The sequence below is a fragment of the Limnohabitans sp. INBF003 genome (assembly GCF_055396645.1).
On record NZ_AP029222.1, the window covers coordinates 3300563 to 3318797 of the forward strand.

Genomic DNA, 18235 nt, shown 5'->3' on the forward strand with positions numbered 1-18235 from the left:
AACGAAAGGGAGAGATGAGCACTTTGAATTTTGACTACATCGTCGTGGGCGGTGGCTCGGCGGGTTGTGTGTTGGCTGCCCGTTTGAGCGAAGACCCGGCCGTGCAGGTTGCCCTGATCGAAGCCGGGCCGCCCGATACCAGTGCCTTGATCCATTGCCCTGCAGGCATCGCGCTCATGGCCCGCACCGAAATCGTTTCGCAAGGCCTGAGCACGGTGCCGCAGCCCGGCTTGCTGGGGCGCAGCGGTTTTCAGCCGCGTGGCCGCACCTTGGGCGGCTCCAGCTCGACCAATGCGATGGCCTACATCCGTGGCCAACAGGTTGACTACGACACCTGGGTCGACATGGGCTGCGAAGGTTGGGCGTGGGCCGATGTGTTGCCCTACTTTCTCAAGGCCGAGCACAACGAGCGCATCCACAACGAATGGCATGGTCAAAACGGTCCCTTGAACGTGGCCGATCTGCAAAGCCCCAACGCGTTTGCCAAGCGCTTTGTCGAGGCGGGTGTGCAAGCGGGCTTGCCCCACACCACCGACTTCAATGGCCCCACACAAGAAGGCGTGGGCCTGTACCAGGTCACCCAACGGGCGGGCGAACGTTTTAGCGCGGCCAAGGCCTACCTCACGCCGAATCGGGGGCGTCCCAATTTGCATGTCATGACCGGTGTCACCGTGGACCGGATTGGCCTGGTCGATGGCGTGGCGCGGCAGGTGCACACCTTGCAGGGTGGCAAGGCACAGACCTTGAGCGCTCGGCGCGAGATCATTTTGAGCGCAGGCGCTTTCCAGTCGCCTGCCATCCTCATGCGCTCGGGTATCGGGCCCGCTGCGCATTTGCAAAGCCTGGGCATTGAGGTGCTGCGCGACTTGCCCGGCGTGGGCGAAAACCTGCACGACCACCCAGACGCGGTGCTGGTGGCCGATGCGCCGGGGCAAACCGATTTGATCGGCGTGTCACCCCGGGGCGCTTGGCACACCTTGCAGGCTTTGTGGGCTTGGCATCAACACCGCACGGGGCGGCTCACCACCAACTTTGCAGAGGGCGGGGCGTTTTACAAAAGCCGCCCCCATGAGGCACACCCTGACATCCAGCTGCATTTTGTGGTGGCCAAACTGGTGGACCATGGCCGCCAACTCACGCTGGGGCATGGTTACTCTTTGCACGTGTGTTTGTTGCAACCGGACAGCCGAGGCCGTGTGCAATTGGCCGACCGCAACCCGCACAGCGCGCCGCTGATTGATCCGCAGTTTTTGAGCGACCCACGTGACTTGCAGCGCTTGCGCGACGGCGTCCGCCAAGCCCAGTGCATCCTGGCCCAGCCTGCGCTGGCGGCGTATGGCAAAGAGTGGGCGGCTTCGGCCGATGCCCGCACGGACGAACAGCTGGAACACTGGATTCGCCAGAACGCCGACACCATTTACCACCCCGTGGGCACTTGTCGCATGGGTCAAGACGACATGGCGGTGGTGGATGCGCAACTGCGCGTGCACGGCGTGCCGGGGCTGCGGGTGGTCGACGCGTCCGTCATGCCGCGCATCGTGAGCGGCAACACCAACGCGCCGACGATCATGATTGCCGAGAAGGCGGCGGATTGGATCAAAGCGGCACGCTGATCGGGTTAAAAGTCATCTGAATTGTGTGGGAGGCTGCCCCTGCGGCCGAATACCTGTGTGCCGGTAGCTCCATTCGCGAGCAGGGGTTCGCTCCCACATTTTCTGTGGACCACGAAAAGAGCGCCTCTGATCCCTAGCGGGGCATCGGCGGCTGAGTCTGCCGCAGGCACCCGCGACCGACCCAGCCCAAGCTCACTTCTTCTTGGCCACCACCCGCACCATCTCCAGGCACTGCTTGGCGTAGCCCCATTCGTTGTCGTACCAAGCGACGATCTTGACGAAGCTCTTGTCCAGGGCAATGCCGGCCGTGGCGTCGAACACGCTGGCGCAGGGCTCGCCGCGGAAGTCGGTGGAGACCACTTTCTCGTCGGTGTAACCCAGCACGCCCTTGAGCGCGCCTTCGCTTTGGGCTTTCATTTCGGCGCAGATTTCGGCGTAGCTGGCGTCGCTGCTCAGCTCCACCGTTAGGTCAATGACCGACACGTCAGAAGTTGGCACGCGGAAGGCCATGCCAGTGATCTTGCCCTTGATTTCGGGGATCACCACGCCCACGGCCTTGGCGGCACCGGTGCTGCTGGGGATGATGTTTTCGAGGATGCCACGGCCGCCGCGCCAGTCTTTGCGCGAAGAGCTGTCCACGGTCATCTGGCTGGCGGTCGCCGCGTGCACGGTGGTCATCAGGCCGCGTTTGATGCCCCACTTGTCGTTGAGCACCTTGACCACGGGGGCCAGGCAGTTGGTGGTGCAGCTGGCGTTCGACACGATGGCTTCACCCGCATACTTTTTGTGGTTCACACCATAGACGAACATGGGGATGCTGTCTTTGGACGGGGCCGAGATCACGACTTTTTTGGCACCGGCGGCGATGTGCATCTGGCTGGTGGGTTCGGTCAGGTAGTGGCCGGTGCATTCGAGCACAGTGTGCACGCCCATCTCGCCCCAGCGCAGGTTGTGCGCGTCGCGCTCGTGCGAGAGCTTGATTTTTTTGCCGTTGACGATCAGGGCATCGTCGGTGAAGTCCACCGTGCCATCAAAGCGGCCGTGCACGCTGTCGTACTTGAGCATGTAGGCCAGGTAGTCGGCGGGCTTGGGGTCGTTGATGCCGACGATCTGGATGTCGTCGTAGCCGTGCTTGAGGGCGGCGCGCAAAGCCAGACGGCCGATGCGGCCGAATCCGTTGATACCCAACTTGATGGTCATGGTGAGAGCCTCAGGAGAAAGTTACGAAACCGTTACGTAACCGGATTTGAAACCAGCACCCTTTCATGGGCCTGATCCCCTGAACCGGATTTCAGCGCACTCAGCGCTGAAATCGTCCAGTCCCGGTCAGTGGGCTTTTTAGGCCTTGAGCAGCGCAGCGTGGACCGTGTCGGCCACGTTTTCGGCGGTGAAGCCGAAGTGTTTGAACAGCACGGGGGCCGGGGCCGACTCGCCGTAGGTGTCGATGCCGACCACGGCAGCGCAGCCGTATTTCCACCAGCCGTCGGTGGAACCCATCTCGACCGCCACGCGGGGCAGACCTGCGGGCAACACGCTTTGCTTGTATTCGGTGTCCTGGCGGTCAAACACATTGGTGCTGGGCATGGAGACCACGCGCACACCGATCTTGCGTTCGGCCAGCAGCTTTTGCGCGGCCAAGGCCAGTTGCACTTCAGAGCCGGTGGCGATGATCACGCCGTGGGTCTTCTTGATGCCGACGTGTTCAGGCTCGGATAGCACATACGCGCCACGGCTGATGTCGCCCAGATCGCTCTTGGGCGAGTAGGCCAGGTTTTGGCGGCTCAAAAGCAGAGCCGAGGGGCGGTTGGCGTTTTGCAGCGCCACGGCCCAGGCCACGGTGGTTTCGGCCGTGTCGGCCGGCCGCCACACGTCCAGACCGGGGATCAGGCGCAGGCTGGCGGCGTGCTCGATCGACTGGTGGGTCGGGCCGTCTTCGCCCAGACCGATGGAGTCGTGGGTGAAGACGTGCACCACGCGCTGCTTCATCAGCGCGGCCATGCGAATGGCGTTGCGTGAGTAGTCTGAGAAGGTCAGGAAGGTGCCGCCGTAGGGGATGTAGCCGCCGTGCAGGGCCACGCCGTTCATGATGGCGGCCATGCCGAATTCGCGCACGCCATAGTTGATGTGGCGGCCAATCTTGGAGGCCCCTTCGGTAGCCGAGCCGTCTGCCGTCTTGACCACATCACCAGCCAGGTCCACACGGAAGGCGGGGGTGCTCTTGGTGTTGGTCAGGTTGGAGCCGGTCAGGTCGGCCGAGCCACCCAGCATTTCGGGCAGGGCGGCGGTGAAGGCTTCGAGTGCCAGCTGGCTGGCCTTGCGGCTGGCCACGGTTTCGCCCTTGGTGTGGGCGGCGACCACGGCGTCAAACGCCACCTGGTTGAAGTTCTTGGGCAAGTCGCCCTTCATGCGGCGCACAAACTCTTTGGCCTGTGCAGGGAAGGCGGCTTTGTAAGCGGCAAAGGCGGTGTTCCACTCGGCTTCACGGACTTTGCCAGCGGCCTTGGCGTCCCAGTCGGCATAGACCTCTTTGGGGATCTTGAATGGCTCGGCTGTCCAGCCCAGGGCTTCGCGGGTGAGCTTGATTTCTTCGGCACCCAGGGGCTCGCCGTGGGCTTTGGAGGTGCCTGCGCGGTTGGGCGAGCCCTTGCCGATGGCGGTCTTGCAGACGATCAGGGTGGGCTTGTCGGCGCTGTGTTTGGCGCTGGCAATCGCGGCCGACACGGCGGCGGCGTCATGGCCGTCCACGGCGTCGATCACGTTCCAGCCGCAGGCGGCAAAACGCTGGGGCGTGTTGTCGATGAACCAAGGGGCAACTTGGCCGTCGATCGAGATGCCGTTGTCGTCGTACAGGGCGATCAGCTTGTTCAGCTTCCAGGCACCGGCCAGGGCCACGGCTTCGTGGCTGATGCCTTCCATCAGGCAGCCGTCACCCAGGAACACATAAGTGTGGTGTGAAACGATCTTGTGGCCTTCTTGGTTGAACTCGGCGGCAAGCATTTTTTCGGCCAGCGCCATGCCCACGGCGTTGGTGATGCCCTGGCCCAGCGGGCCGGTGGTGGTTTCCACGCCGGGGGTCACGCCCACTTCGGGGTGGCCAGCGGTTTTGCTGTGCAGGGTGCGGAAGTTCTTGATCTCTTCGATCGGCAGCTTGTAGCCGGTCAGGTGCAGGACCGAATAAATCAGCATCGAGCCGTGGCCGTTGGACAGCACAAAGCGGTCACGGTTGGCCCAATGCGGGTTGGCGGGGTTGTGTTGCAGGTGCTCGCCCCACAGTGCCACGGCCATGTCGGCCATGCCCATGGGGGCGCCGGGGTGACCCGAGTTGGCTTGTTGAACAGCGTCCATTGCGAGGGCGCGGATGGCGTTGGCCATTTGTTGCTGGTTTGCCATGTGGGCAGCTCCGGGGAAGTATTCTGGAAAACCCGGATTTTAGCGGTTGCGGACAGCCCTCTTGGTCCATTTGGACGGTCTGGTGGCTGTTCTGGGGCGTCAACGAGCGACAACATGCGTACGGAACATGGCAACATCGCAGCATGAATTCCCCTGCTTTCGAACAGAACAAGCGCCCAGCGGCCCAAGCCATGGTGCTGGCGGCCGGGCGTGGTGAGCGCATGCGCCCCCTGACCGACACCACGCCGAAACCCCTGCTCACTGTGCGTGGCCAAGCCCTGATGGCGTGGCCCATGCAGGCGCTGGCCCGCAGCGGCTTTACCCGTCAACTGGTCAATACCGCGTGGCTGGGTGACCAGATCCTGGCGCACTTTGGTCACCAGACCGTCTGGCCCGGCTTGCCCGAAGTGCACATCACCTATTCCCACGAAGACCATGACTTTGGCCACGCCCTTGAAACGGCGGGCGGCATCGTGCGCGCCCTGCCGGGTTTGGCCGATGTTTTCTGGGTGGTGGCAGGCGATGTGTTTGCCCCTGACTTTGTGTTCAGCCCCGAAGCGGTTCAGCGCTTCGCCGCCAGCGACAAGCTGGCCCACTTGTGGCTCGTGCCCAACCCCGCGCACAACCCCGGCGGCGATTTCGGTCTGTCCGCGACCGGCCAGGTGCTCAACCTGCCCAAAGGCACGCCGGGGAGTCACACCTTCAGCACCATCGCGCTGTACAAACGCGCCTTTTTTGCCGACTGCGGCCTGCCAGAAGGCAACCCGCAGGGGATTGCGCTGGCGCTGGCCCCCCTGCTGCGTGCGGCCATGGACCGGGGACAGGTCTCGGGCGAGGTGTATGAAGGTGCCTGGACCGATGTGGGCACACCCGAACGGCTGGCACAGCTCAATCACAGCCAAGACATTTGAAAGCCCCGCTCTTCGTGGGAGCGAGCCCCCGCTCGCGAATATTGGCCGGAGCCCATTCAAGCATTCGGCCGCAGGGGCAGCCTCCCACGAAGTCATGCGGTATCTCTGCTGTGGGAGCGAGCCCCTGCTCGCGAATGGTGACCAAAGCCCCTTCAAACATTCGACTGCAGGGGCGGCCTCCTACAATGTTCAAATGACCTCCAACACGATCTACGCCCAACGCCGCGCCCGTCTTGCAGCCCAACTGGGCGCTGGCGGTATCGCCATCGTCCCCACCGCACCTGAGCGCCCGCGCAACCGCGACAGCGATTTTTTGTACCGGCACGACAGTTACTTTTATTACCTGACCGGTTTCACCGAGCCGCACGCCACGCTGGTGATCACGGCCGATGGTGAGACCACACTGTTTTGCCAGCCCAAAGACCTGGAACGCGAAATCTGGGACGGCATCCGTTTGGGGCCAGATGCAGCGCCTGCCACGCTGGGCGTGAGCCGGGCTTTGCCGTCGGCTGAGATGGCCGCGCACATGCCCAAGCTGCTGGAAAACCGCAGCACGGTCTGGTACCCGTTTGCGATCCATTCGGGGCTGGAAGGCCGTGTGGACGGCTGGTTGCAGTCGGTGCGTGCCCGTGTGCGCTACGGCGCTTTGTGTCCGGACCAGCAGCGCGATTTGTGCAGCTTGCTTGACGAGATGCGCTTGGTCAAAGACACCCACGAGCAGGCCATCATGCGCCGTGCCAGCGCCATCAGCGCCCGCGCCCACATCCGCGCCATGCAGCGCAGCGCCGCCATGCTGCGTGCGGGCCAAGAGGTGCGCGAATACCACCTGGACGCCGAGCTGCTGCACGAGTTCCGCCAAAGTGGCTCGCAGTACCCGGCTTATGGCTCCATCGTGGCGGGCGGGGCCAATGCGTGCGTCTTGCATTACCGTGCGGACACGGCCTTGATCCAAAACGGCGATCTGGTGTTGATCGACGCCGGTTGCGAGCTGGACGGTTACGCCAGCGACATCACCCGCACCTTCCCGGCCAACGGCACATTCACCGGGCCGCAGCGCGCCTTGTACGACCTGGTGCTGGCTTCGCAAGACGCCGCGGTGGCGGCCACCAAGGCCGGTGCCCGTTTTGTCGACCCGCACGAAGCCACCGTGGCGGTGCTGTCGCAGGGCCTGCTCGATGTCGGCTTGCTCGACAAGAACAAGGTGGGCAACGCGCAAGACGTGATCGCCAACCGCAGCTATTTCCAGTTTTACATGCACCGCACTGGCCACTGGCTGGGCATGGACGTGCACGACTGCGGCAGCTATGTGGAGCCCTCGCAGGTGGGCCAGATCAGCGAACGCAAAGACCCGCTGAGTGGCGAGCTGATCAAAGACCGCCCGAGCCGCATCCTGCAGCCGGGCATGGTGCTGACCATCGAGCCGGGCCTGTATGTGCGGCCTGCGCCGGGCGTGCCCGAGCAGTTCCACAACATCGGCATCCGCATCGAAGACGACGCCATCGTCACCGAGACCGGTTGCGAGTTGATGACGCGCGGTGTGCCGGTCAAGACCGACGAGATCGAAGCTTTGATGAAGGGCTGACCCATGGCCGACGCCGCCAAGCCGCACACACCTCGCGCTGGCCGCGTGCTGTCGATCCAGACCGGTCGGGTGCGTCCCTTGAGTGTGGGTGAGCGCAAGCTGATGTCGGCCATTGGCAAAACCCCGGTGACGGGCCCGGTCGAGCTGGGCCCTTTGGGCTTGGTGGGTGACGAGCAAGCCGATCTGTCTGTGCACGGCGGTCTGAGCAAGGCTGTCTATGCCTTGCCTTCGGAGCATTTGCGCTGGTGGCAAGCGCAACGCCAAGCGCGGGGCGCGACGATGTTTGAAGAAGACCTGCCCCCCGGCTATCTGGGCGAAAACCTCAGCCTGCAAGGCGTGCTCGAAGCAGACCTGTTCATCGGCGACAGCTTGGACTTTGGCGATGTGGTCTTGCGCGTGACCCAGCCGCGCGAGCCCTGCGGCAAATTCAACGCAGTCATGGGCTACGCCCTGGCCGCCAAAGACATGGTGCAAAGCGGGCGTTGCGGCTTTTATCTGGCGGTGGACCGGCCAGGCCGCTTGCAAGCGGGGGCTTCTTTTGACGTCATTCCGGGGCCACGTTCCATCAGCGTGGCGCAGGCTTTGATGCACAAGGCCAGGAAGCACCTGCTTTGAATGGCCGCCATTTGTGCGCAAAAGTCAAAAGCCAACTCACTTGTGAGGGGCATTACCCAGGCCTGGGGCGTTGAATGCGGGGTCTACAATGAAAATACTGGCCGACTGTCGCCTTGGGTGTTGACAAATCACTTGTCATCCAAATCGGCTGCTGAACCTTGGCAACCCTGACAGCACATCCCTACAACGGAGCAAAAACAATGACCGACAAGGTTAAAGCCGAAGAAAAACGCGCCCAGTTGCGCAAAGCCGCACTCGAATACCACGAGTTCCCTACCCCCGGCAAAGTGGCCATCGCGGCCACCAAGCAGCTGGTCAACCAGCACGATCTGGCCTTGGCCTATTCCCCTGGCGTGGCAGCCCCTTGCGAAGAAATCGTCAAAGATCCGGCCAACGCCTTCAAGTACACCAGCCGGGGCAACCTGGTGGGCGTGGTGACCAACGGCACGGCGGTGCTGGGTTTGGGTGACATTGGCCCATTGGCCAGCAAGCCGGTCATGGAAGGCAAGGGCGTGTTGTTCAAGAAGTTCTCGGGCATCGACGTGTTCGACATCGAGATCAACGAGAAAGACCCGGACAAGCTGGTGGAGATCATCGCCTCGCTGGAGCCGACTTTCGGCGGCATCAACCTCGAAGACATCAAGGCGCCCGACTGCTTTTATGTCGAGCGCAAGCTGCGCGAGCGCATGAAGATCCCGGTCTTCCATGACGACCAGCATGGCACGGCCATCGTGGTGGGCGCGGCCATTTTGAACGGTCTGAAAATCGTGGGCAAAGACCCTAAGAAGATCAAGCTGGTCACCTCGGGCGCGGGCGCTGCGGCCCTGGCTTGCCTGGGCCTCTTGGTCAAGCTGGGCATCCCGCGTGAAAACATCTGGGTCACCGACCTGGCGGGTGTGGTTTACGAAGGCCGCACCGAGCTGATGGACGAAGACAAGATCCAGTTCGTGCAAAAAACCGAGCACCGCACGCTGGCGCAGGTGATTGCAGGTGCTGACGTGTTCCTGGGCTTGTCGGCCGGTGGCGTGCTCAAGCAGGACATGGTCAAGTCCATGGCGGCCAAGCCGCTGATTTTTGCCTTGGCCAACCCCAATCCCGAAATCAATCCCGAAGACGTCAAAGCCGTGCGCGACGATGCCATCATGGCCACAGGCCGCACCGACTACCCCAACCAGGTCAACAACGTCCTGTGTTTCCCCTACATCTTCCGGGGTGCGCTGGACTGCGGTGCCACCACCATCACGCTGGAGATGGAAATTGCCGCAGTGCACGCCATTTCAGAGTTGGCGCAAGCCGAGCAAAGCGAGGTTGTGGCGGCCGCCTATGTGGGCGAGCCATTGGCCTTTGGCCCGGAATACCTGATTCCCAAGCCCTTTGATCCCCGCTTGATGATGAAGATTGCCCCTGCCGTGGCGCAAGCCGCTGCAGAAAGCGGCGTGGCCTCGCGCCCCATCAAGGACATGGACGCCTACCGTGAAAAGCTGCAAGGCTTTGTGTATGCCTCGGGCACCATGATGAAACCCATTTTCACGGCTGCCAAGCGCGCCCTGAAAAAGCGCATTGCTTACAGCGAAGGCGAAGAAGAACGCGTGCTGCGTGCCGCCCAGATCGTGGTGGACGAAGGCATTGCCCGCCCCACGCTGATTGGCCGCCCTGCAGTGATCGCCGAACGCATCGAAAAATTCGGCCTGCGCCTGAAAGAAGAGCTGGACTACGACGTGGTTAACGTCGAGCTGGACCACCGCTACCGTGATTTCTGGCAGACCTACCACCGCTTGACCGAGCGCAAGGGCATCACCGAGCAGATCGCCAAGATCGAGATGCGCCGCCGCTTGTCGCTGATTGGTGCCATGTTGCTGCACAAAGGCGATGTAGACGGCATGATTTGCGGCACTTGGGGCACCAACCCCATGCACCTGAACTACATCGACCAGGTCATCGGCAAGCGCGCAGGCGTCAACACCTATGCGTGCATGAACGGTTTGATGCTGCCAGGCCGCCAAGTCTTCATGGTCGACACCCATGTGAACTACGACCCGACCGCTGAGCAATTGGCCGAGTTCACCATCATGGCCGCCGAAGAGATGCGCCGTTTCGGCCTTAAGCCCAAGGCGGCCTTGCTGTCGCACTCGAACTTCGGTTCGTCCAACCAGCCCAGCGCCGTCAAAATGCGCGACGTGCTGGAGCTGCTGCGCAAAAATGCGCCATGGCTTGAAGTGGATGGCGAAATGCACGGCGACGTGGCATTGGATGCGGCTGCACGCCACGCCATCATGCCGAACAGCAGCTTGATCGGTGACGCGAATTTGTTGGTATTGCCAAACATCGATGCCGCCAACATCGCCTACAACTTGCTCAAGACCGCAGCGGGCGGCAACATTGCCGTGGGGCCTGTTTTGCTGGGCGCTGCCAAGCCGGTTCACATCCTGACATCCAGCACCACCGTGCGCCGGATTGTGAACATGACAGCGTTGACCGTGGCCGATGCCAACGCGGCGCGTTAAGCCATAAAACGACAGCAAGCGCTAACTTGATGTTGGAATGCCCAGACAGGCTTTGCCTGTTTATTGGGCATTCGCTTGCTTTTTTATGTCGTTTGCTTCACACTAGCGCCTTCGAGTGTTCGGGTTAACCCGGGGACTTCTGAAAGGTGTTTTCATGAAGGTGGCGCGACCAATCGCTGCCCCGCAGCGCTGGATGCCAGTGCTTTTGGGGTTGATGTTATCAATTTGCACTTTTTTGGTGCAGGCCAGTCCAGCCACCGAAGCCCAAACTTCACCGACCCTGTCGGTGACAGATTTGCCGCGAGAAGGCCAAGAAACGTACCAACTCATCCGCAAGGGGGGTCCTTTTCCTCATGAAAAGGACGGCACGGTTTTTGGCAATCGCGAGCGGATTCTGCCCCGCGAGACGCGGGGGTTTTACCGTGAATACACCGTCAGAACACCTGGGGTGAAGCATCGCGGAGCGCGGCGCATCGTTTGCGGTGGCCAGGTTCCCCGAAATCCACAGACCTGTTACTACACACAAGACCATTACGCGAGTTTTCGCATGATCGTCGACAAGCCTTGATTTTTAGACTTTAGAGAAAGACCACGGAGATGGACACGCCGATTCGTCACGACCAAGAGGCGCCCCTGAAGGGCGTGCGGTCCAACATCGTGCAGTCGATTCGCGCTTACCGCGTGAGCGACTTGCAAGAAGCCGCCCAAGGCTTGGGCCACCACTTTCTGTACGCTAACCTGGCCGAAGCCCAGAGCAAACAAGACGTGCTGGACCTGATTGGTGCGCAATTCACGCTGCCTTCGCACTTCGGCAAGAACTTTGATGCCCTGTACGACTGCATGACCGACCCCCTGCACAAGTCGGGCCCACAGCCTGGCTTCATCGTGGTGCTGGAGCAAATTCCGGCGCACGTCAAATTCGACAAGGAAGCCCGCGAGCAATTGCTGGACATCTTCCGTGACACCGCCGATTACTGGGGAGACAGGAAGATACCCTTCCGATGCTTCTATTCTTTTCTGTAGCCCGTTCTGCGCAAAACAGCCAAGCAGGACGGGCGATTGAGGCACAAACCGAAGACGCCGCAGTGGCCGAATCGGTCGAAGAAGGCGAAAAAATGCCCACCGACAAACTGGTGGACGTGTCGCCCTTGGCGCTGCGCATGAGCAGCCCATTCAACGCAGGTTATTGGCTCGCAGCCGCCTGAATCCGATCACGGCCCTACAGGCCAATCACTCAAAAGCCTGTCCAAGCGACGGGCTTTTTTTTGGCCAAATTTCGATGGAAGAGACCCCACTTCAAGGGTTTTCCAGTATTGGTTATACCAATTTATTTTCTTATGCTCAGGCACCAACCCAGATTGGTATAACCATTAGGAGACTCAGAATGCGGAAATTCAAAATCTTGATCCTCACTGGCATGCTCGCCCTGACAGGTACCTGGGCATCGGCCAAGACCACGTTCACCTTGTCCACGCCCGACCCGGATAACTCGGAAATCACACTGGCTGCTAAAAAATATGCCGAGCTGGTGGCGGTCAAAACAGGCGGTGAGGTCGAAATCAAAGTATTCGCCAACGGCCAGCTTTATGGTGGTGACCCATCGGCTGCCGTGAGGCAACTCGCCGGGGGCTCGCTGGACATGCTGTTGCTGTCCTCTTCGCTGTATGCCAACTTCAATCCCAAATTCACGGCCATCTCGATCCCGTATTTGTTCGATGACAACGCGCAATTGCGCAGCTATCTGGCTGGCCCTTTGGGTCAGGAATTGCTGGGCGACCTCAACAACATTGGCCTGAAAGGTCTGGGCATGTGGCAGCGCCCCTTCCGTCAAATGACCAACTCACGCAAACCGATCCAGTCACCACAGGATTTGGCGGGCATGAAGTTCCGCGTGCCCAACAACCCTTTGTGGGTCGAGTTCTTCAGCAAGATGGGTGCGGCCCCTACGCCCATGGCATTTGGTGAGGTGTACAACGCCTTGCAATTGAAGGTGGTGGATGGTCAGGAAAATCCGATCAACATCCCAGTGACGGCCAAGCTGTATGAAGTGCAGAAGTACGCCACGATGTCCAACCACATGGCCGACGGCTGGGTATTGGCCATCAATCCCGGCAAGTTCAATGGCTTGGCTGAAAAAGACAAGCAAGCGCTTCAAGCCGCTGCGGTCGAGGCCGAAGCCTGGAAAGCCGCCAACGATGCGGCAGATGCCAAGCAGTCGATTGACTTTCTGGTTTCCAAAGGCGTGGCGGTTAACAGCCTGACACCCGAGCAACAAAAAGCATTTGTGGCGGTTGCAAAAAGCCTCTTTCCACGGTTCTCGCAACTGGTGAAAGACCAAGCTTTCTTCGACAAGACCTTGACCTTCGTTGGCAAGAAATGAAGGAGGCACCATGAGCTACACCCTGCCACCCGAACCCATTTCAGGCCGCCCTGGTGCGGCATCCCGAATGTTGTCGCTGATGACCGATGGTGTCTGCGGCGTCGCTGTTGCAGCCATTGTTTTTGTGGTTTTGCTGCAGGTGGCAGGACGGCTCTTGGATGTGCCGTTTTCATGGACAGAAGAACTGACGCGCGCCTGTTTCATCTGGATGGTGTTTTCTGGCCTTGCCGCCAGCATCCGCCATGCAGATGCTGCGCGCGTGACGGTTTTGCTTCGGTACTTTCCGCGCTTCATTCAGCGCAGTGCTTTGCCCATTTATGTGGCGTGCAGCCTGAGCTTTTTCTTGCTGACAGCGTGGACGGGCTGGTACATGGTCAAGCAGCAAGTGGTCATGAATGAACAGATTGCGACTTTGGGTTGGCCCAGTTGGGTTGTCGGCGTGATCGTTCCGGTGTCTGCTGTTCTGTCAATTTTCAGTTTGCTGCAGTCGCTTCGTACCCACCGATCCACCATCGCTGTCACAGACAGCAACGCCTGAATAAGGGTATCGCCAAATGATGAGTCTTACATTACTCGGCTTGTTCTTGCTGCTGTGTGCATTGGGTTGCCCTTTGGCCATTGCACTGGGACTGTCCAGCGTGGCCAGCATCGCCATCTTCACCAGCACGCCGGTTCATGTGCTGTCGGAAAGCATGTTTTCGGCCATGAATTCATTCCTGTTGGTGGCTGTGCCCTTGTTCCTTCTGGTGGGGCAGTTGATGGACAAAGGCGGCGTGGCGGATCGGATTTTTGATTTTGCTCATGCCATCGTCGGATGGCTTCCGGGGGGGATGGGGCATGTCAACGTGACCTCTTCGGTCGTGTTTGGGGGCATCTCCGGATCGTCTGTTGCCGATATCGCGTCGCTGGGTGCCATCGAGATCAACGCCATGGTGAAACACGGCTATGACAAGGGTTACGCCGTTGGCATGACGCTCGCCACATCCACACTCTCATCGATCATTCCGCCATCGATTCTCATGGTGATTGCGGGCTCCATTGCAAATCAGTCCATCGGTTTGTTGCTCATTGCAGGTTTGGTGCCCGGGCTTTTTATCGCTGCATTCTTGATGGTCTACAACCACATTTACAGCGTTCGCCATGGTGTGTGCAAACCAATGCCGTTTGATGTGCGCCATTTCGCCAAAGCAGCCGCCAGGGCCATCTTGCCCATGTTGACGCCGGTGATTTTGATGGCGGGGATTTTGGACGGTTTCTTCACACCCACAGAAGCCGCCGCCATGGCCGTGGTCTACACCTTCTTCATTGCCGCGATTGTGTACCGGAACATCACCTGGAACGACATGCGTGAAATGCTCAAGGAGACGGGTCGTTCGAGCGGTGGCATTCTGTTCATTGCAGCGACCGGAAAGTTGGCGGCATGGGTTTTCGCATTTGACGGTCTGCCTGTCATGGTGGGTACATGGCTGGGCACCATCACCAAAGATCCCACCCTGATCATGGTCTTGATTTTTCTGTTCCTGGTGGTGGTTGGCATGTTCATGGATGCGATTGCCGCCATGTTCATCCTCATTCCTATCCTGGTCCCGCCAGCGATTTCTTTGGGGGTCGACCCTATCCATTTGCTGGTCATCATCGTCATCACGCTGACGCTGGGCTTGGTAACACCACCAGTGGGTGTGTGTCTTTTTGCAGTGGCCAAAGTGACCAACATGAGTCTCGAAGAGGTGATCAAGAGTTCCACGGGGCCTGTTTCTGTGCTCGTGGTCTCGATCATTGCCCTTGTTTTGTTCCCCGTGCTGGTGATTGGACCCCTGAAGTTATTCGGGATGTACTGATCGTTTGCTTTTATTTTTCTTGCTCATCTCATCAACTGGAGTGTTTCATGTTCGTAGGAAAACAAGTTCGTATGCGTCGTTTGTTGGGTCCGTCGGGTCGCATGTTGGCGATCACCATTGACCATCCCATCACGCGGGGTTTGATGCCAGGTCTGGAGGACATCCATGGCACGATGAAAAAGGTGGTTCGAGGCATGCCCGACGCGATCACCATGCACAAGGGCATTGCTGAAAAAGTGTTTCCTCCCTACGCTGGACAGGCGGCCATGATTTTGAAAATCAGTGCCTATTCCACCCAGTACCACCCGCATTACGACGCTCCCGTTGCCGACGTGGAAGAGGCTGTTCGCATGGGCGCCGATGCGGTGTCTGTCGGTTGCATCGTGGGGGGGCCTGAGCAAGCACAACAGCTCGGTTTTCTGGGCCGCATGTCCAAAGAGGCACAGTCCATGGGCATGCCTTTGGTTGCACACATTTACCCCAAGGGCACCATGATCAAGGACCCGCATGACGCCAAGGCCGTCACTTACGCGGCCCGCGTTGGCGCTGAATTGGGCGTGGACATCATCAAGACCCTCTGGACAGGTTCTGCCGAGAGTTTTCGAAGTGTTGTGGAAGGCTGCCCTGCCATGGTTGCACTGGCGGGAGGTGACATGGGTGAAACACTCGAGGACTACCTGCGCATGACGCGTGAAGCCCTTGATGTTGGTTTGGGTGGTGTGACCTATGGCCGCTTTGTCTGGCAGCACCCGCATACCAGCAGCGTGATCAAGGCGCTGGGCGCGCTGATTCATCAGAACGCCAGTGTGGAAGCTTCGTTGAAAATTTACGAAGACGATGTTGCGGCAGGTGTGCAATGAAAGCGGCCATTCTTCGAGCCCCCAACGTGCTGGAAGTCGCCGACATGGCGACCCCGCAAGCCGGCCCTGGTGAGCTGATCTTGTCGATCCGCGCTGCCACGGTGTGCGGTACCGATCTGCGCATCCTGTCAGGTAAAAAAACCAAGGGCATTCGCTTTCCCTCGGTCATCGGGCACGAGTTCTCGGGCGTGGTGGTTGAAGCGGGTGCTGGCGTGACGGGTTTCAGCACAGGCGACCGTGTGTGCATGGACCCGGTGGTGCCTTGCCGTGCGTGCGCTTATTGCAAAGCCGGTCTGGAAAACGTCTGCCAGAACCGGCAGGCTATGGGTTATGAATTTGATGGCGCCTTTGCGCAATACATCCGCATCCCGGCCATCGCCTTGCAAGCGGGCAATGTTTTCAAAATGCCGGAGGGCATGAGCTTTGAGGCAGCGGCGCTGAGCGAACCATTGGCCTGTTGCATCAACGGACAGAAAAATGCCCAAGTGGGCTTGGGTGACTCGGTCGTCATTCTGGGTGCGGGTCCTATTGGCCTGATGCATGCGGCCTTGGCCAAGGCCGCAGGTGCTCGGCAAGTCATCATCAGCGAGCCGAGTGCCGCACGCCGTCAGGCGGCGTTGGAGCGTGGCGTCAGTTATGCATGCGATCCCACCCAGGAAAATTTACTGGATCTGGTGAAGCAAAAAACAGAGGGCCTTGGTGCCGATGTCGTTATATTGGCGATTGGCGTTCCTGCCTTGGCCAACGAGGCGTTAAACCTCGTTCGCAAAGGCGGCCGTGTGAATTTGTTCGCCGGATTTTCTCAGGGTGACATGTCCAGTATCGACGTCAATTTGATTCATTACAACGAAATCACGGTCACGGGTGCCAGCGCCCTGAGCCGCAGCGGTTATGAGTTGGCATTGAACATGTTGTCTACCGGTCAGATCGATGCCACCTCCTTGATCACCCACCGGTACGGTGTTGACGACTCACTTGCAGCCTTTGCTGCGGCGGCCAGTGGTGCGGCCATCAAAGTGGCGATCCACAATGACTGAAGTTTTTCTGGGTATAGATGCCGGGACAAGTGCCATCAAGGTGTGTGCCTTTGACGCCCGCGGCAACTTGCTCAAAAAAGTGCAACGCTTTGTCCCGGTCATTACCCCCTATCCGCTCTGGGTTGAAATCGATCTGGAGCGGTATTGGGAATTGCTGCTTGAAGCCTTGCAGGAGATCACGTCACAAACTGGCCCCACCAGTTCCGTGGGCTTGTCGACCACATGCCCCACGACCATCTTGCTGGACAGCGAGCGCAGGCCTGTTCGCCACGCCATGGTTTACCTCGATGGTCGTGCAGACGCCATTGTCCGGTCTGTCGCAGGAGAAGACACGGTAGCGTTTCAGGACCGCAGTGGCAACCGGGCCAGCACCTCCACCTGCTGGGCGGCCAATTTGATGTGGGTGCAGCAAAACGAGCCCGAGGTCTGGAAAAACGTCCGCAGTGTGTGCATGCTCAACAGCTATATTGCGATGCGCATGACAGGAGAGTTGGCCATTGACCCGACCCAGGCCTCTTATTCGGGGCTGATGGACGTCAAACAGGCGACGCCACAATGGCATCCCGAGTTGGTCCAGCTCTGGAACACCCCGGCAGAGTACCTGCCACCCATCGTTCACGGTGCGCAGCATCTGGGCCAAGTGACCCTGGATATCGCGGCGTTGACGGGCATTCCCGCTGGTGTGGCGGTGGCACTGGGTGTTGCTGACACGGCAGCGGCCGCATTTGCCATGCAGTTGCGCGACAACGGTCAGGCTTTTGAATCGGTTGGCACATCCGGTGTGATCACCTTCTGCATGGACCAGCCAGATTTTGAAGCGGGGTTTCTCAATCGACACCATGTCTATCCGAATCGGTGGTTGGCACATGGTGCCATGTCTACGCTGGGCGGCTCTTTCGGTTGGCTGCAAAGCAAAATTTGGCCCGAGGTGAAATCCCTGGCCGAGCTGGAGCGATTGGCGCAAGAGTCTTTGCCGGGAGCCAACGGGTTGATCTTTTTGCCTTATCTGGCGGGTGAACGCAGCCCCATCTGGGACTCTGAAGCGAGTGCGGCATGGATCGGATTGCGTCTCGGGCATACACGCGGCGACATGATTCGTGCGGTCTTTGAGGGCACGGCATTCGGCCTGCGACAAATCATGGAACTGGCTGAGCGCAAGTGGGGCTTGAAGCCCACACGCATGGTCGGCGTCGGTGGCGGTTCTCACAGCCGTTTCTGGGCGCAAATCAAGGCCGATATTCTTTGCCTAGAATATGGCACCACGGAATTCCAGGACGCTGGTGCCTTAGGGGCCGCTATGCTGGGGGCCATTGCCGGTGGCCATTTTTCGGGTCTGGAAGATACGGCATTGCCTTCCGTGAAAATATCTTCGCAGTGGGTCAAACCCTCTTTTGCAGACAAGCAAGACATTTACCAACGTCATTTTGAAATATTTACCCGCCTTTACCCTGTCCTTGCGACATCGATGCACGAGCTTGGTCAAAAGACATCGGGCTGATGGCTGC

16 protein-coding genes are annotated in these 18235 nt (G+C 59.8%); 14 read left to right on the top strand and 2 right to left on the bottom strand.

Annotated elements, in window-relative coordinates:
- Positions 1 to 14 precede the first annotated feature (14 nt).
- On the top strand, positions 15 to 1613 hold the full coding sequence (locus ACZ5VE_RS15430; protein WP_464455988.1) for a GMC family oxidoreductase: 1599 nt from the start codon (positions 15 to 17) through the stop codon (positions 1611 to 1613).
- A gap of 192 nt (positions 1614 to 1805) precedes the next feature.
- On the opposite strand, the gene gap is transcribed toward ACZ5VE_RS15430, so the two are convergent.
- Positions 1806 to 2813, bottom strand: a complete 1008-nt coding sequence (gap, locus tag ACZ5VE_RS15435) for a type I glyceraldehyde-3-phosphate dehydrogenase (protein WP_464455989.1) — start codon at positions 2811 to 2813, stop codon at positions 1806 to 1808.
- A gap of 138 nt (positions 2814 to 2951) precedes the next feature.
- Positions 2952 to 5003 (bottom strand): transketolase, encoded by a 2052-nt coding sequence (tkt, locus tag ACZ5VE_RS15440; protein ID WP_464455990.1) that lies wholly within the window; start codon positions 5001 to 5003, stop codon positions 2952 to 2954.
- Between the two features lie 143 nt (positions 5004 to 5146).
- Here tkt and ACZ5VE_RS15445 point away from each other — a divergent pair, with 143 nt between their 5' ends.
- From ACZ5VE_RS15445 to ACZ5VE_RS15505, 13 genes are all read left to right on the top strand, one after another.
- Positions 5147 to 5914 carry a nucleotidyltransferase family protein gene (locus ACZ5VE_RS15445; RefSeq protein ID WP_464455991.1) on the top strand — a complete coding sequence of 256 codons (768 nt, stop codon included), beginning with the start codon at positions 5147 to 5149 and terminating at the stop codon, positions 5912 to 5914.
- Between the two features lie 193 nt (positions 5915 to 6107).
- Positions 6108 to 7496 (top strand): aminopeptidase P N-terminal domain-containing protein, encoded by a 1389-nt coding sequence (locus ACZ5VE_RS15450; RefSeq protein WP_464455992.1) that lies wholly within the window; start codon positions 6108 to 6110, stop codon positions 7494 to 7496.
- A 3-nt stretch (positions 7497 to 7499) separates the two neighbouring features.
- Positions 7500 to 8111 carry an MOSC domain-containing protein gene (locus ACZ5VE_RS15455; protein WP_464455993.1) on the top strand — a complete coding sequence of 204 codons (612 nt, stop codon included), beginning with the start codon at positions 7500 to 7502 and terminating at the stop codon, positions 8109 to 8111.
- A 200-nt stretch (positions 8112 to 8311) separates the two neighbouring features.
- Positions 8312 to 10615 (top strand): NADP-dependent malic enzyme, encoded by a 2304-nt coding sequence (locus ACZ5VE_RS15460; RefSeq protein ID WP_464455994.1) that lies wholly within the window; start codon positions 8312 to 8314, stop codon positions 10613 to 10615.
- Positions 10616 to 10769: 154 nt separating this feature from the next.
- On the top strand, positions 10770 to 11183 hold the full coding sequence (locus tag ACZ5VE_RS15465) for a guanyl-specific ribonuclease (RefSeq protein ID WP_464455995.1): 414 nt from the start codon (positions 10770 to 10772) through the stop codon (positions 11181 to 11183).
- 29 nt (positions 11184 to 11212) lie between these two features.
- On the top strand, positions 11213 to 11638 hold the full coding sequence (locus ACZ5VE_RS15470; protein ID WP_019429907.1) for a barstar family protein: 426 nt from the start codon (positions 11213 to 11215) through the stop codon (positions 11636 to 11638).
- Positions 11617 to 11820 (top strand): hypothetical protein, encoded by a 204-nt coding sequence (locus ACZ5VE_RS15475; RefSeq protein WP_464455996.1) that lies wholly within the window; start codon positions 11617 to 11619, stop codon positions 11818 to 11820. Before ACZ5VE_RS15470 ends, ACZ5VE_RS15475 begins: the two co-directional genes overlap by 22 nt.
- A gap of 179 nt (positions 11821 to 11999) precedes the next feature.
- Entirely contained in the window at positions 12000 to 12995 is a 996-nt protein-coding gene (locus ACZ5VE_RS15480; protein ID WP_464455997.1) for a DctP family TRAP transporter solute-binding subunit, read from the top strand.
- Between the two features lie 10 nt (positions 12996 to 13005).
- Positions 13006 to 13533 carry a TRAP transporter small permease gene (locus tag ACZ5VE_RS15485; protein ID WP_464455998.1) on the top strand — a complete coding sequence of 176 codons (528 nt, stop codon included), beginning with the start codon at positions 13006 to 13008 and terminating at the stop codon, positions 13531 to 13533.
- A 16-nt stretch (positions 13534 to 13549) separates the two neighbouring features.
- A complete protein-coding gene (locus ACZ5VE_RS15490) occupies positions 13550 to 14833 on the top strand; it encodes a TRAP transporter large permease (protein ID WP_464455999.1) in 1284 nt (427 codons plus the stop codon).
- 47 nt (positions 14834 to 14880) lie between these two features.
- Complete coding sequence (locus tag ACZ5VE_RS15495) at positions 14881 to 15693, top strand: class I fructose-bisphosphate aldolase (protein ID WP_464456000.1); 813 nt, start codon at positions 14881 to 14883, stop codon at positions 15691 to 15693.
- The gene (locus ACZ5VE_RS15500) at positions 15690 to 16730 is read left to right on the top strand and encodes a zinc-dependent dehydrogenase (protein ID WP_464456001.1); all 1041 of its coding nucleotides are present in this window, start codon (positions 15690 to 15692) and stop codon (positions 16728 to 16730) included. Before ACZ5VE_RS15495 ends, ACZ5VE_RS15500 begins: the two co-directional genes overlap by 4 nt.
- Positions 16723 to 18228: a xylulokinase gene (locus ACZ5VE_RS15505; protein WP_464456002.1), complete on the top strand. Its 1506-nt coding sequence runs from the start codon at positions 16723 to 16725 to the stop codon at positions 18226 to 18228. The genes ACZ5VE_RS15500 and ACZ5VE_RS15505 overlap by 8 nt, the downstream gene beginning before the upstream one ends.
- Positions 18229 to 18235: the final 7 nt, after the last annotated feature.

Bases quoted from the DNA above. Each gene is read 5' to 3' on its own strand.
- ACZ5VE_RS15430 (WP_464455988.1), top strand. From the start codon at position 15: ATGAGCACTTTGAATTTTGACTACATCGTCGTGGGCGGTGGCTCGGCG.
- ACZ5VE_RS15470 (WP_019429907.1), top strand. From the start codon at position 11,213: ATGGACACGCCGATTCGTCACGACCAAGAGGCGCCCCTGAAGGGCGTG.
- ACZ5VE_RS15445 (WP_464455991.1), top strand. From the start codon at position 5,147: ATGAATTCCCCTGCTTTCGAACAGAACAAGCGCCCAGCGGCCCAAGCC.
- ACZ5VE_RS15500 (WP_464456001.1), top strand. From the start codon at position 15,690: ATGAAAGCGGCCATTCTTCGAGCCCCCAACGTGCTGGAAGTCGCCGAC.
- gap (WP_464455989.1), bottom strand. From the start codon at position 2,813: ATGACCATCAAGTTGGGTATCAACGGATTCGGCCGCATCGGCCGTCTG.
- ACZ5VE_RS15505 (WP_464456002.1), top strand. From the start codon at position 16,723: ATGACTGAAGTTTTTCTGGGTATAGATGCCGGGACAAGTGCCATCAAG.
- ACZ5VE_RS15480 (WP_464455997.1), top strand. From the start codon at position 12,000: ATGCGGAAATTCAAAATCTTGATCCTCACTGGCATGCTCGCCCTGACA.
- ACZ5VE_RS15465 (WP_464455995.1), top strand. From the start codon at position 10,770: ATGAAGGTGGCGCGACCAATCGCTGCCCCGCAGCGCTGGATGCCAGTG.
- ACZ5VE_RS15455 (WP_464455993.1), top strand. From the start codon at position 7,500: ATGGCCGACGCCGCCAAGCCGCACACACCTCGCGCTGGCCGCGTGCTG.
- ACZ5VE_RS15475 (WP_464455996.1), top strand. From the start codon at position 11,617: ATGCTTCTATTCTTTTCTGTAGCCCGTTCTGCGCAAAACAGCCAAGCA.
- ACZ5VE_RS15495 (WP_464456000.1), top strand. From the start codon at position 14,881: ATGTTCGTAGGAAAACAAGTTCGTATGCGTCGTTTGTTGGGTCCGTCG.
- ACZ5VE_RS15460 (WP_464455994.1), top strand. From the start codon at position 8,312: ATGACCGACAAGGTTAAAGCCGAAGAAAAACGCGCCCAGTTGCGCAAA.
- ACZ5VE_RS15490 (WP_464455999.1), top strand. From the start codon at position 13,550: ATGATGAGTCTTACATTACTCGGCTTGTTCTTGCTGCTGTGTGCATTG.
- tkt (WP_464455990.1), bottom strand. From the start codon at position 5,003: ATGGCAAACCAGCAACAAATGGCCAACGCCATCCGCGCCCTCGCAATG.
- ACZ5VE_RS15450 (WP_464455992.1), top strand. From the start codon at position 6,108: ATGACCTCCAACACGATCTACGCCCAACGCCGCGCCCGTCTTGCAGCC.
- ACZ5VE_RS15485 (WP_464455998.1), top strand. From the start codon at position 13,006: ATGAGCTACACCCTGCCACCCGAACCCATTTCAGGCCGCCCTGGTGCG.